Below are 13,247 nucleotides of genomic sequence, written 5' to 3' on the forward strand. Positions count from 1 at the left end.
GGTTCAGGGCTCCAGGAGATCTCGACCATGGCGAACCGCCATGCCGTCGCGCTCGGCTTTGGGCAGGCCACGCACCACCAGGGCATAGGAATGGTCGATCATCCGGCGAAGCTCACCAACGGGAATCGAGCCATCAAGCAACACTGTGTTCCAGTGCTTCTTGTTCATGTGATAGCCGGGTAATACGGCAGCAAAAATATCGCGCAGGGCCTGAGCCTGATCCGGATCGCACTTGAGGTTCATACGCCCTTCGCCATCGGATTCCGACAAGGTGGCAAACATCTTGCCACGGACTTTCATGACGGCCACATCGGGACCAAAGGGGTAATCCTCAATCGCCTCAGGCTTGCCGAGGAGATACTGGCGAGCGGTATCGACGTCCATGTCTGCCTCCGTTTTCCATCCAGGCTCCGTTAGCCAGGAACGGTGTGATTCACGAGTTTCGAGTTTCGAAGAGCAAAACCCGCACCGATTAACCGAGCCAGTTGTTTTGACTTTCGCTCCTCGAAACTCGTCACTCGCGACTCACATCACCCTTCAAGCCAAGGCTTCAACGTAGATTTTGGGTTTCGCTATTAATTATTAACTGTTAACTATTAATTGCCGTTTCAAATTTCCCGAGTCTCCCGGAACTTGATATCCGGATGGCGCTCCTCCGCCAGCTGCAGGTTCACTCGGGTCGGCGCCAGATAGGTCAGATGCCCCGCGCCGTCACGGGACAGGTTATCGTAGGCCTTGCGCTCAAACGCAGCCAGATCCCGCTCATTCTCAGCTTCAATCCAACGCGCAGTGGCCACGCCAACCGGCTCATAGCGACAATCCACGCCGTATTCACCTTTCAGCCGTGCTGCCACTACATCGAACTGCAGCGTACCGACTGCGCCCAGAATCACGTCGTTGTTGCGCAGCGGGAAGAACACCTGGGTTGCCCCCTCCTCCGCAAGCTGGGTGAGGCCTTTGTGGAGCTGCTTGCTCTTGAGTGGATCGTTCAGTACCACACGCTGGAACAGTTCTGGCGCAAAGTGGGGAATGCCGGTGAAGGCCAGCTCTTCGCCTTCGGTGAAGGTGTCACCAATCTGGATAGTGCCGTGGTTGTGCAGGCCGATGATGTCACCGGAATAGGCCTCCTCCACATTGTCCCGCTCACCGGCCAAGAAGGTCAGGGCATCGGGGATACGCACATCCTTGCCAGTGCGAACCTGCTTGAGTTTGATGCCTTTCTGGTACTTGCCGGAACAGATACGCATGAAGGCGATACGGTCCCGGTGCCTGGGGTCCATGTTTGCCTGGATTTTGAAAACGAAGCCGGTCATCTTCGGCTCGTCGGCGGCCACAGTTCGGGCGGTGGCATCGCGGGGCTGGGGCGGGGGCGCCCAGTTCACCAGACCGTCGAGCATATGGTCGACGCCGAAGTTACCAAGGGCGGTACCGAAGAACACCGGGGTCAGCTTGCCCGCCAGAAAGCGTTCCAGATCGAATTCGTGGCTGGCGCCCTGCACCAGCTCCAGGGTCTCGCGCAGTTCCTCCGCATAGTCGGCACCTACCGCGTCGTCCAACTCGGGATTGTTCAGCCCTTTCACTTCGCGCACGTCCTGCACGGTGTGGCCCTGGCCGGTCTTGTACAGCACAGTGGTGTCCGTGAGTAGGTTGTAGACGCCCTTGAAGCTCTTGCCCATGCCGATGGGCCAGGTCACCGGGGCGCATTCGATATTGAGTACGTCTTCGATTTCGTCCAGCACTTCGATGCCGTCACGGACATCACGATCCAGCTTGTTGATGAAGGTGAGAATGGGGGTATCGCGCAGGCGACATACTTCCATCAGCTTGACAGTCCGCTCTTCCACACCCTTCGCCGCATCGATCACCATCAACGCGGAGTCCACCGCCGTCAAGGTGCGGTAGGTATCTTCGGAGAAGTCGGCGTGGCCTGGGGTGTCCAGCAGGTTTACGGTAGCCCCCTTGTAGGGGAACTGCATTACCGAGGTGGTCACGGAGATGCCCCGCTCCTTCTCCATCTCCATCCAGTCAGAGGTGGCATGCTTGCCGGACTTCTTGCCCTTTACGGTACCTGCACTCTGGATCAGGTTTCCGTACAACAGCAGCTTTTCGGTAATGGTGGTTTTACCGGCATCCGGGTGCGAGATGATCGCAAAAGTGCGGCGCTTGGCCACCTGATCTTGCAGACTCATGAAACAGGTTCTCTGACTGGGGATTTCGAGGGCGCGAGTATAGCAGTGTTGGGGCCGGCTTTGACCCCACCCCGGTCAGACCAGCCCAGAGCCCTTGAGTTGGCGCTGACGCATGAGCAGATAAAGGGCAAAGCCCACCGCCACCCCCGGCACAATACCCAGCAACAGGGCCAGCCAGCCGCCACGAATACGGTATTGCTGGCGTTCAAACAGCACCCAGATCGCCAGGATTACCCAGCAAAGGATCACGTCGGTGGAATAGCCTGCGGCATAAGGGTTGACAAAACCTGCCGCAAAGGCGCCGATAATATCCGGATTTTCCAGCAAGGGAGGGCCCACCAGCACCAGAAAGGCACCACAAAAGATCAGGGCCACCAGTACCAGCAAACGGCGAAACAGGGATTCGGACATACAGGTCTCCATCGGTCATTCCATTGAGAGTCCCATGGTTGGAAATTTACACATGGGTGTCCAGCTTTACGTATCAGGTTTTAGCCACTGCAACCAGACTCGCCCAAATCCACATTGGGCGCCACTGCTCACAGTGATAGAGTGATAACTCCTTTACCGCCGGATGAGTCACATGCTCCAGTTTGCCCGCGTCATCTTTCTCGTTGTCATCAGCTTGCTGATGGTGGCCTGCAGCCAGACCCCTGACGAAAGCGACGCCCGCAAGGTGCTCCAGGCCGAACTGCAAAGTGCTCACCTGGGGGAACTGCTGAAGATAAACCGCGTGGAAAAACTCAACGGTTATCAGGAAAGCGATGGCCGCTACACCATTGAAGTAAGCTATCAACTCAAGACCACCTCCTCCTTTTCGGACTATGAAGACCAGGTCAAAGGCGATGAAGCACTCTCAGTGATGGACCGCTTCGCCATGGTTATGGCCCTCAGCGCCCTGCGCGTTGAGTACGGCAATTTCGCCAAGGGCGATACCTTTGACGAGCAGCGAGTGTTGACGTTCCGGGATAGTGAGCAGGGATGGATGCCGGTTGAGTAAGGCAGGAACGAGCTGCAAGCTACAAGTTACAACGCGAACCATACTTGCAGCCACTCGATCCACACCTTCCCCGCGCCCGCCCCAATGCCGCAAAAGGCAAAAGCCGGGAACTTTTCAGGCTTTCCCAACCCAAGCTTGTAGCTTGTAGCTTGTAGCTTGTAGCTTGTAGCTTGTAGCTTGTAGCTTGTAGCTTGTAGCTTGTAGCTTGTAGCTTGTAGCTNATTATTTATGCCCGCCGGAGAGCAGGCATTGCATCAGTACTGCGTTTTCGTGTCCGTCCCCCTTGCGGTAATAATTCTTGCGCACGCCACACACGTCGAAACCCAACTGGCGATACAGCACCTGGGCGCCTGTATTACTTTCGCGCACCTCCAGATACATGACGCTCATTGCGTCTTTGCGGGCCTGATCCATGGCCTGTTCCAGCATCAACCGGGCGATGCCACGCCGTTGCCAGGCCGGGGCTACGACCACATTGAGGACATGGGTTTCGTCGAGAATGCGGGAGAGGATCAGGAAGGCAACCGGGTCATCATCCCGAGTCACCACCTGGCAGAGATAGTTGGCGTTGGTGATACAGTCACGAAAGTGGCTGGTGCTCCAGGGTGTCAGCTGGGCGGCATTCTCAATGGCCTGCACCGCGTCCAGATCCTCCAGCTCCATGGCCCGAATGGACTGCGGCCCAAACCCGTGTTCAGGTGCCGTCAAACCCGTGCTCCTGCATGGCCTGCCAGCTGGCTTTTTTGTGCACGGCAGGCTCTGCCAGCATCTCATCCAGTCCGCTGATTACCAGCGCCGGGTGCCCGCCAATCTCGAATGGCTGATAGCGCGGCCGACCAAATAGCGCCTGATTGAGGGACTCCGGCAGCGCCAGCAGTACCTGCTCGCCCCCTGCCTGCTCACACAAGCCGGCAATAAAAGCTGACAGCGCCTGGGCCGCCTCCCCTGCCTGCATGGGCTGGTCGGTGAGCGGGCAAAAGAATCGGCGCGGCCGTTCGGGACGGCCCTGGAACAGTGCCAGCAAACTGGCCATCAACGGCGCTTCGAAACGCCCCAGCCCCGGAGCCTGGGTATCCTCCTGGGCGCACAGCAGCCAGGTGTTGGTGCCAAGATGCGCTTCCAGGGTGAAAACCAATCCTTTTCCCCTGGCGGGAGCCGGTCCCGCCGACTCTTTCTTTGCCACCACGCCCTCTGTCTGGGGCGACACCTTCGGTCTGGCGGGGGACTCCAGGCTATCTTTCAGTGACATGGCAGCTTCACCGGATACCGCTTCGGTGACTGCGTGCCCAGCCTGATCAGACGGTGTCACTGACTGCGTGTCACCCACCTCCATGGCCGGTGCTGACGGGTCCTGCTCGTCGTCCCATTCCAGCCACGGCGAAGGTGCCGCGCCGGGCAGAGGCGTATGCGCCACCCAGGGCGTTAAACCCATGGCACGCAGATAGCTTTGCCGGTTGGCTTCATTCATGGGCGCTCCGCTCTTCCTGGCATGCTTCTCAGACTCCATCCGCTGCCTGCGGGTGGGCCTTTTCCAGTCCCGCAGCAAAGTGGTTCAGCGCATTCAGGTAGGCCTTGGCAGACGCGGTAATGATATCGGTATCCGCCCCATGGCCATTCACAATCCGGCCGCCCTTTTCCAGCCGCACGGTGACTTCACCCTGGCTGTCAGTACCCGCGGTAATGGCATTCACCGAGTACAACAGCAGCGTGCTGTTACTGGCCGCCATAGACTCGATTGCCTTGAACGCGGCATCAACGGGCCCCGCGCCAGTGGCGGTCGCTTCCTGCTCCTTGCCATCAATGGTCAGTACGATGCGCGCTTCCGGCGTTTCTCCGGTGCGCGCAGTCGCGTCCAGCAGGACCAGCTTGAACCGCTCATCCTCGGCCGCTTTCTTGGTGTCGCTGACCAGTGCCTGCAGGTCTTCATCAAAGACTTCATGCTTTTTGTCGGCCAGATCCTTGAAGCGTTGAAACGCCTCGTTCATGGCCGCTTCGGAGGCGAAGGTCACACCCAGTTCGTCGAGACGGGCCCGGAACGCAGCACGGCCGGAGTGCTTGCCCAGCACCATCCGGTTGGTATGCCAGCCCACATCTTCGGCAGACATGATCTCGTAGGTTTCGCGGTGCTTGAGCACCCCGTCCTGGTGAATACCGGATTCGTGGGCGAAGGCATTGGCGCCCACGATGGCCTTGTTGGGCTGCACCGGGAAACCGGTAATCTGCGACACCATCTTCGAGGTCGGCACAATCTCCAGGGCATTGATGCCGGTGTCCACATTGAACAGATCCTGACGGGTACGCACCGCCATGACGATCTCTTCCAGTGAGGCATTGCCCGCCCGCTCACCGAGGCCATTGATGGTGCATTCCACCTGCCGGGCACCGGCCTGAACCGCAGCCAGGGAATTGGCTACCGCCAGCCCCAGGTCGTTGTGGCAGTGTACGGAAAAGACGGCCTTGTCGGCATTGGGAATGCGGGCAAGCAGCTGGGCAATGGTGTCACCGAACTGTTCCGGGATGGCGTAGCCCACGGTATCGGGAATATTGATGGTACGGGCACCGGCGTCGATCACCGCTTCGATAATGCGGCACAGGAAATCGATCTCGGAGCGGCCGGCATCCTCACAGGAAAACTCCACGTCGCCCATGTGATTGCGGGCGTGCTTCACCGCCGCCACCGCGTGCTCAATGACCTGATCCGGCTCCAGCCGCAGCTTGTGCTGCATGTGGATAGGGCTGGTAGCAATGAAAGTATGAATACGTCCTGATTCGGCTCCGGCCAGGGCTTCCGCCGCCCGGTCGATATCCCCTGCCTTGGCCCGGGCCAGGGAACAGATGGTGGACTCGCGCACGGTATCGGCAATGGCCTTTACCGACAGGAAGTCACCCTGACTGGCAATGGCAAAACCGGCCTCGATCACGTCAACCTTCATCCGCTCAAGCGCCTTGGCGATACGCAATTTCTCGTCCTGGTCCATGGTGGCACCCGGGCTCTGCTCACCATCGCGGAGCGTGGTATCAAAAATAATCAGGCGGTCTTTGCTCATTGGGGTCTCTCGCAAAATTAGGGCTACAGCCAGGCGGAAGAGCTGCCAGATGCTCCTCACAAACCGGAGTATTCGTATGGGCTTAGTCTACACCAGTCGCAGGGCTCGCAGCACCGCCTCACGCAATGCCTCGCCCACTTCCCGGCCCTTGATGCCTTCGGCCAGGCGCAACACCTTGCCATCGACTTCGGCCTGCAAGGTCATGTACTCCGTCTTGCGGCCATTACTGGTACTGCTCATGCCGGATTTCAGCACCACCTGCTCCGCCCGGAGCAGACGACCTTCACGCCGATAGACGGGTATCCCCAGCCAGCGACGCACTACCCGGACTTCGCTGCCACGGATCCACACTTGCAGCCCCCGGGCCAGGGTGTAAACGCTGCTGAAGACGATCAAATACCCGATCAGTCCGAAAATACTGCCCATGAAATAGAGCATGAACCCTTGTGATGCGGCCGCAATAAACAAGCCTGTACCGACACCGGCAAAGATACCGCCAAACAACAGCATGCCGAGCTTCATGCCCAGATTTCGGCCGGGACGACTTTCCAGATAGAGCCCCTGTCCGGTCTGTTCAACACGAATCTGTTCACTGGCCGACTCCACCGCTTCCAGTTCGCGCTCACGCTGGTCCGCCATGACATGGGATTCCGGCAACTGCACCCGGCTGGCGCCATTGCCCGCTTCCACCGGCACATCCCAGCTGCGGCTCAGCTTGCGCCCTTCCACCGTGCCTTCCAGCTCCACCCGCCAGCGAATGTAGTTGCGACCACTGCCACGGGTGGCGGGCTGATCCGCCGGGGCATCAAAACAGAACTGGATGTCGGTGCCGGACTGCCGGGGCACGCAGTAAGCCCGCTGCTCGGTCTGCCAGAGCACATCTTCCACGGTTTTGCGGTTTTTGCCGGAGCCACTCTCACGACCACGAATACAGCTGAGCCAGATATCCAGATTGCTGTCTCGCCCTATGGCCCGGCCAAACCGGATCGTGCCGCCCACCTGGCCACCGGCCTGACCCGGCTCGGGATCCAGCTGCAACGGTGTAGGGCCAAAAAACCGGTAATTGCGGCGCATCTTCCAGCCGGCCCAGGCAATACCGGCGCCCACCAGCGGGAACAGCAGCACCACCAGTATCATATAGTCACCGCGGCTGACTTCTTTCCACACTTCCAGATAGGCAGGAGACGGCAACAGAATGAAGACAGCCCCAAAGCCCACCATGAGCCAGTGGCCGGACTTCTCGCGGCTGCTGTAAAAACCGGTCTCGGACACCATGGCCGGGTCCTTGCTGCCGCGTCGCATCAGGAACATGACCCCGCCACCCACCAGCGCAAAAATACCGCCAAAGACAAGCCCGAAAATCACCGAGCCCCAGCGAAACGTGCGATCCAGATACGCCTCCGCAGGATCATCCGGATTCACCCAGGCCAGAATGGTCCGGTTGTTTGCACGGGCACGCGACAACTTGCGGTGGAGTTGCTGCCAGTAATCACCAAAATTGTCCGATCCGCTGTACTGGCTGACCTGATTGCTGGTGTACTCCACGCCGTTATATCGGTAACGGTAACTGCCACTCACGTTATACGTGGTCGAGCCATCCGAGCGATGGGAATTAAGGTTGCTGCTCAGCACAGTGGCTGGCGCCCGCTCCCAACTACCGGACTCCATGTATTTGGCCACCGGAATCACGGCAACAAAAAACATTACGGCCAGCCCGGCGAGCAGAAAAATCCCTCCAAACAGGTAGCCACCAATGCCGCCTTTTTTATTCTGCTTGTTCCCTTCTTCCGACAAACCTGCTTCCCCCAAGAATCAGAATCCACAGCACCACCCCACTGATGGCACCATAAAGATGGGCGTTCACATACACCCGTCCGTTTATCCACCCTTGCAGATAATCCACGTCATAGCCCGGCAAATGCTCACTGACCAGCCGCCCTACAATGACCACCAGCACCACGGAATGCAGCACCGGATTACCCCGCCATCCGAGCAACAGACAGAGTATCAGCAAACCATGCAGAATCCCTGACAAACCCACATAGTGGACCAGCTGATCATCAATAAAATACAGCGCCAATCCGGCTGTTACACCACAGAACAGCAACCACGCCCAGAACCTTAATCGGTCCAGCAGGTCTTCAAAAAAATAACCACACAGCAGCAGGCCAGCCAGATTCAGCAACAAATGCCAGTGATTCAGATGCACCAGATGGCAGGTGAAAATCCGCCACACCTGCCCGTTGTCGATGGCAGCACGATCAAATGCCAGCCACGGATTTACCCACTGATGCGCGAAGCCGAGCACCGCCAGCACCACCGCAAAGGCAATGAATTGGGGGCGCAGTTTTTTGTCTCTGGGTTGCATGGGGAGTCCGGCAAAACATGAAGGGACATTAAGCCACAAGCTACAAGCTGCAAGCTACAACGCGGCCCTTGATCGTTACCGCACGGCAGACTTTCCAGCCGCGCCGGCAACCCCGGTTCTCGGGCACGGCCAGCAGATTTGGCTATGCCCTTCTCGTGCCTTGTAGCTTGCAGCTTGCAGCTTGAAGTTTGTAGCTACCGTTAAAAACAAAAGCCCCGCGCAAGGCGGGGCTTTTGGGGAGGTCGAATGACCGGCGTGATTTACATCATGCCGCCCATGCCACCCATTCCGCCCATGCCGCCCATATCCGGGACACCGGCACCGGCGTTCTCTTCCGGCTTGTCAGCCACCATGGCTTCGGTGGTGATCATCAGGCCAGCGATGGAGGCTGCGGCCTGCAGTGCGGTACGGGTTACCTTGGCGGGATCCAGGATACCCATTTCCAGCATGTCACCGTACTCACCGGTAGCGGCGTTGTAGCCGTAGTTACCGGAACCGTTACGCACTTCCTGGACAATCACCGAGGCTTCGGCACCAGCATTGAAGGCGATCTGGCGCAGCGGCGCCTGCAGGGCACGGATCGCGATGGCGATACCGGCGTTCTGCTCTTCGTTGTCGCCGTCGATGTTACCCATGTTGGCCAGGGCACGTACCAGAGCAACACCGCCGCCCGGTACCACACCTTCTTCTACCGCCGCACGGGTGGCGTGCAGGGCATCGTCAACGCGGGCTTTCTTCTCTTTCATCTCCACTTCGGTGGCAGCACCGATCTTGATCACGGCAACACCGCCGGCCAGCTTGGCCACACGCTCTTGCAGCTTTTCCTTGTCGTAATCAGAGGAAGAGTTTTCGATCTCGCGACGGATCTGCTCAACGCGGGCATCGATGTCAGCCTGCTGGCCAGCGCCATCCACAATGGTGGTGTTTTCCTTGTCGATGTTCACTTTCTTGGCCGTGCCCAGATCTTCCAGGGACACGTTTTCCAGGCTCAGGCCCACTTCTTCGCTGATCACGGTACCACCGGTCAGGATAGCGATATCCTGCAGCATGGCCTTGCGGCGGTCACCGAAGCCCGGCGCCTTCACAGCGGAGCACTTGATGATGCCGCGCATGTTGTTCACCACCAGGGTGGCCAGCGCTTCGCCTTCGATATCTTCAGCGATGATCAGCAGCGGCTTGCCCTGCTTGGCAACGTTTTCCAGTACCGGCAGCAGTTCGCGGATGTTGGAGATCTTCTTGTCCACCAGCAGAATGTAGGGAGATTCCAGCTCTACCTGCATTTTTTCCTGGTTGTTGATGAAGTAAGGGCTCAGGTAACCGCGGTCGAACTGCATACCTTCAACCACTTCCAGCTCGTTCTGCAGAGACTGGCCTTCCTCAACGGTGATCACACCTTCCTGCCCCACTTTCTCCATGGCCTGGGCAATGATTTCACCTACAGACTTGTCGGAGTTGGCAGAGATGGTGCCCACCTGCTCGATGCTCTTGGTGCTCTCACAGGGAGTGGACAGTTTCTTCAGCTCTTCGACAACGGCGGTTACGGCACGGTCGATGCCACGCTTCAGGTCCATGGGGTTCATGCCAGCGGCAACGGACTTGAGGCCTTCGTTGACGATGGCCTGAGCCAGTACGGTGGCAGTGGTAGTACCGTCACCAGCTTCGTCGTTAGCCTTGGAGGCCACTTCCTTCACCATCTGGGCGCCCATGTTCTCGAACTTGTCTTCCAGTTCGATTTCCTTGGCCACAGACACACCATCTTTGGTGATGTTCGGCGCACCAAAGGATTTTTCCAGTACCACGTTACGGCCTTTCGGGCCGAGGGTTACTTTTACAGCGTCAGCCAGAATGTTGACGCCTTTGGCCATGCGGGCACGGGCCTCATCACGAAACAGTACTTCTTTAGCCATTGTTCTTTACCTCTGCGAAATCTTGTTAATCCCCGTTACCGGGCGATCGTTGTGTTCTGGATCCAGCGATTGGCTTGGGCGCTTAACCTTCAGCCCTCAACCTTCAATGACCGCCAGGATCTCGGATTCGCTCATGATCAGCAGCTCTTCACCTTCCACCTTGACGGTGTTGCCGGCGTACTGACCGAAGATCACCTTATCGCCTTTCTTCACGTCCAGCGGACGCACGTCACCGTTGTCAGTGATCTTGCCGTTACCGGCAGCGATCACTTCACCACGAGACGGCTTCTCGGTGGCAGAACCGGGCAGCACAATACCGCCAGCGGACTTGGTCTCTTCTTCTTCACGGCGAACCAGCACGCGATCATGCAAAGGACGGATGTTCATTTTCCTTAAACTCCCAGTTAGTTCTGATGACACCCGAGCCCGCCTTGAGGGGGCTCGACAGTCCGAATTAGCACTCTAACGAGCAGAGTGCTAATCATAGTAATGATGACAGCGCAGTCAACAGCCAGAACGAGCTCTCTGCCAACTGTCTGCGGGCTCAGGAATGGGGCCGAGTGGCGGGGTTTCAAGGGGGCTGGCCGTAAAAAAAGCGTGATGGCGGTCGCTGGTCGTCTTTTTAGTGGCAGCGTGCCTGCACAGGAAAGTGGTCGCGTATGGATTTCGCGTGCGGCCACGCCCCCACAGCAATCTTTTCCCGGCCTTTTACACCCGGGTACGGGCCAGGGCGACCAGGGTTTCGCGCACCTGAACCGCATCCTCGGCTCGCGCAGGAAACGGCAGGCGGCGCAACTGACCTTCATGCAACAACCAGCAGCCCCAGGGATCCACCGCCAGCATGATGGCCCCCTCACCGGGACACCCCAACAGGGCCAGGTAATGATCACAGGCATCGCCATGGTCATTATTCATGTGCTCGACCATGCCCAGCTCCCGGCCCAGATCCCAACCATGAGCAGGCAGCAGGGCCTCGGCATCCAGCCAGGCGGCCTTGCCGAAGCCGGGAATCCAGCGGGCTTTTTCCGGGCTCAGCGCAAAGAAATGAAAATCCAGCTGCAGGTAATCGCGCATGTGGGGAAACACTTGCAGATAACGCTCACCCTCTTCGGCGGCCACCGGTTGCAGAACGCCTGTCACCGACAGCCTCTCGGCAGCCTGCCAGTCACTGTGTACTTCATCCACCCACATCAGGGAGACCGCCGGGTTATGACGAATATTGACGGTATGCTCGGCCAGGTCGCTCAATAACAGAATCAGCTTACCCTGACCATCCGGCACCACATTCACCGCCGTGGACAATGGACGACCACCGGAATCCACCGTAGCCAGGGCTGCATGACCATGCTGGTAAAGGAAAGCCTGCGCCTGTGTTGTCTGATCCATCTCCGGTTCCTTGCGTAATCCTGACGATTTTCCCCGCTTTACCGGGGCCCTGAGCAATCCGGTCATTGGTCTTGCCGGGGCCGACCACCATAATCGCCTTCATCGTGAACCGACAGTGTAAGGAATCACCATGGATCTGAACCAGAAAGTGGTTGTTGTCACCGGGGCCGGTCGTGGCCTGGGCCGCGGCATCGCCACCTACTTCGCCAGCAAGGGCGCTCGCATTGCCTGTGTCGACCTGAATCAGGAAGACCTGGACGGCACCGTTGCCGCCTGTAAGGAAGCCGGCGGCGACGCCCGCGCCTACATCGCCAACGTGGCCAAAGAAGAAGAAGTTGAAGCCCTGTTCAACAACGTGGGCAACGATTTCGGCGCCCTGCATGGTCTGGTGAACAATGCTGGCATTACCCGCGACGGCCTGCTGGTGAAGTACAAGGACGGTGAAGTGGTGAGCAAGATGAGCCTGCAGCAGTGGCAGGCAGTCATCGACGTGAACCTGACCGGCGTTTTCCTGTGTGGCCGCGAAGCCGCCGCCAAGATGCTGGAACTGGGCACCGAAGAAGGCGTGATCGTGAACATCTCCTCCCTGGCCCGTCACGGCAGCTTCGGTCAGAGCAACTACTCTGCCGCCAAGTCCGCCGTTGCCGCCATGGCGGAGGTATGGGCGAAGGAGCTGGCCCGCTACAACATCCGTACCGGCGCCGTCGCCCCGGGCACCATCAACACTGACATGCTGGCAGCCATGAAACCGGAAGCCCGCGAGCGTCTGGTGCAGGCCGTGCCGCTGCGTCGCCTGGGCGAAGCCGAGCACATCGCGCGCTCAGTGGCCTTCATTTTCGAGACCGACTACTTCACCGGTCGTTGTATCGATATGGATGGCGGCCTGCGTTAAGCAGCTACTAGCTGTGAGTCTGCATGAGGTGCAGGACTCCCCAAAGGGCAAGCCTTCGGGCTTGCCCTTTTTACGCCGGCATCCGGCGTTTCCCCCTTGCAGCTTGAAGCTTGTGGCTTGAAGCTTCTCTTCATGAACGATGAATTCAAAGACGCGGTTTACCAGATCGTTGCCGCCATCCCAGTCGGCAAGGTAAGCAGCTATGGTGCCGTAGCCCGACAGGCGGGGTTTCCCCGCCATGCCCGTTTTGTCGGGAGGCTGATGAGCCAGTTACCTGAAGACACCCGACTGCCTTGGCACCGGGTACTGCGCGGCGATGGCCGTATTGCACTGGCGGGCACACCAGCCGGGGATATTCAGATCCAGCGTCTGCTGGACGAAAAAGTGGCAATCACCGGTGACCGGGTCGGCAAACGCTTTTTTGTGACGTGGGCGAACTGAACCCTCATCGCCCCCCG

The 13,247-nt window shown here is 58.7% G+C and carries 14 protein-coding genes; 3 read left to right on the forward strand and 11 right to left on the reverse strand.

Annotated elements, in window-relative coordinates; genetic code table 11:
* Nucleotides 1–3: 3 nt before the first annotated feature.
* The 3 genes from GQF00_RS05855 to GQF00_RS05865 form a co-directional block, all read right to left on the reverse strand.
* Complete coding sequence (locus tag GQF00_RS05855) at nt 4–384, reverse strand: MmcQ/YjbR family DNA-binding protein (protein WP_161318223.1); 381 nt, start codon at nt 382–384, stop codon at nt 4–6.
* A 224-nt stretch (nt 385–608) separates the two neighbouring features.
* Nucleotides 609–2,189, reverse strand: a complete 1,581-nt coding sequence (prfC, locus tag GQF00_RS05860; protein ID WP_161318224.1) for a peptide chain release factor 3 — start codon at nt 2,187–2,189, stop codon at nt 609–611.
* Nucleotides 2,190–2,264: 75 nt separating this feature from the next.
* Complete coding sequence (locus GQF00_RS05865) at nt 2,265–2,600, reverse strand: DUF2834 domain-containing protein (RefSeq protein ID WP_161318225.1); 336 nt, start codon at nt 2,598–2,600, stop codon at nt 2,265–2,267.
* A 172-nt stretch (nt 2,601–2,772) separates the two neighbouring features.
* Here GQF00_RS05865 and GQF00_RS05870 point away from each other — a divergent pair, with 172 nt between their 5' ends.
* Nucleotides 2,773–3,189 (forward strand): hypothetical protein, encoded by a 417-nt coding sequence (locus GQF00_RS05870; RefSeq protein ID WP_237440411.1) that lies wholly within the window; start codon nt 2,773–2,775, stop codon nt 3,187–3,189.
* 222 nt (nt 3,190–3,411) lie between these two features.
* Here GQF00_RS05870 and rimI read toward each other — a convergent pair whose 3' ends face one another.
* The 8 genes from rimI to GQF00_RS05910 form a co-directional block, all read right to left on the reverse strand.
* Nucleotides 3,412–3,897 (reverse strand): ribosomal protein S18-alanine N-acetyltransferase, encoded by a 486-nt coding sequence (gene rimI / locus GQF00_RS05875; RefSeq protein WP_237440412.1) that lies wholly within the window; start codon nt 3,895–3,897, stop codon nt 3,412–3,414.
* Nucleotides 3,884–4,657 carry a hypothetical protein gene (locus tag GQF00_RS05880; protein ID WP_161318228.1) on the reverse strand — a complete coding sequence of 258 codons (774 nt, stop codon included), beginning with the start codon at nt 4,655–4,657 and terminating at the stop codon, nt 3,884–3,886. Before GQF00_RS05880 ends, rimI begins: the two co-directional genes overlap by 14 nt.
* A gap of 28 nt (nt 4,658–4,685) precedes the next feature.
* The gene (locus GQF00_RS05885; RefSeq protein ID WP_161318229.1) at nt 4,686–6,236 is read right to left on the reverse strand and encodes a 2-isopropylmalate synthase; all 1,551 of its coding nucleotides are present in this window, start codon (nt 6,234–6,236) and stop codon (nt 4,686–4,688) included.
* An 87-nt stretch (nt 6,237–6,323) separates the two neighbouring features.
* Nucleotides 6,324–8,030 (reverse strand): DUF3592 domain-containing protein, encoded by a 1,707-nt coding sequence (locus GQF00_RS05890; protein WP_161318230.1) that lies wholly within the window; start codon nt 8,028–8,030, stop codon nt 6,324–6,326.
* Nucleotides 8,002–8,604, reverse strand: a complete 603-nt coding sequence (gene rrtA / locus GQF00_RS05895) for a rhombosortase (RefSeq protein ID WP_161318231.1) — start codon at nt 8,602–8,604, stop codon at nt 8,002–8,004. Before rrtA ends, GQF00_RS05890 begins: the two co-directional genes overlap by 29 nt.
* A gap of 260 nt (nt 8,605–8,864) precedes the next feature.
* On the reverse strand, nt 8,865–10,511 hold the full coding sequence (gene groL, locus GQF00_RS05900; protein WP_161318232.1) for a chaperonin GroEL: 1,647 nt from the start codon (nt 10,509–10,511) through the stop codon (nt 8,865–8,867).
* A gap of 96 nt (nt 10,512–10,607) precedes the next feature.
* Entirely contained in the window at nt 10,608–10,898 is a 291-nt protein-coding gene (gene groES / locus GQF00_RS05905; RefSeq protein WP_035231498.1) for a co-chaperone GroES, read from the reverse strand.
* 321 nt (nt 10,899–11,219) lie between these two features.
* Nucleotides 11,220–11,897, reverse strand: coding sequence for a HugZ family protein (locus GQF00_RS05910; protein ID WP_161318233.1), 678 nt, complete (start codon nt 11,895–11,897; stop codon nt 11,220–11,222).
* 130 nt (nt 11,898–12,027) lie between these two features.
* Here GQF00_RS05910 and GQF00_RS05915 point away from each other — a divergent pair, with 130 nt between their 5' ends.
* Nucleotides 12,028–12,789, forward strand: a complete 762-nt coding sequence (locus GQF00_RS05915) for an SDR family oxidoreductase (protein ID WP_161318234.1) — start codon at nt 12,028–12,030, stop codon at nt 12,787–12,789.
* 132 nt (nt 12,790–12,921) lie between these two features.
* Nucleotides 12,922–13,230 (forward strand): MGMT family protein, encoded by a 309-nt coding sequence (locus tag GQF00_RS05920; protein WP_161318235.1) that lies wholly within the window; start codon nt 12,922–12,924, stop codon nt 13,228–13,230.
* The last annotated feature ends 17 nt before the right edge of the window (nt 13,231–13,247 follow it).

Source organism: Alcanivorax sp. DP30 (assembly GCF_009882945.1).
In the GTDB taxonomy this organism is placed as follows: Bacteria; Pseudomonadota; Gammaproteobacteria; order Pseudomonadales; family Alcanivoracaceae; genus Alcanivorax.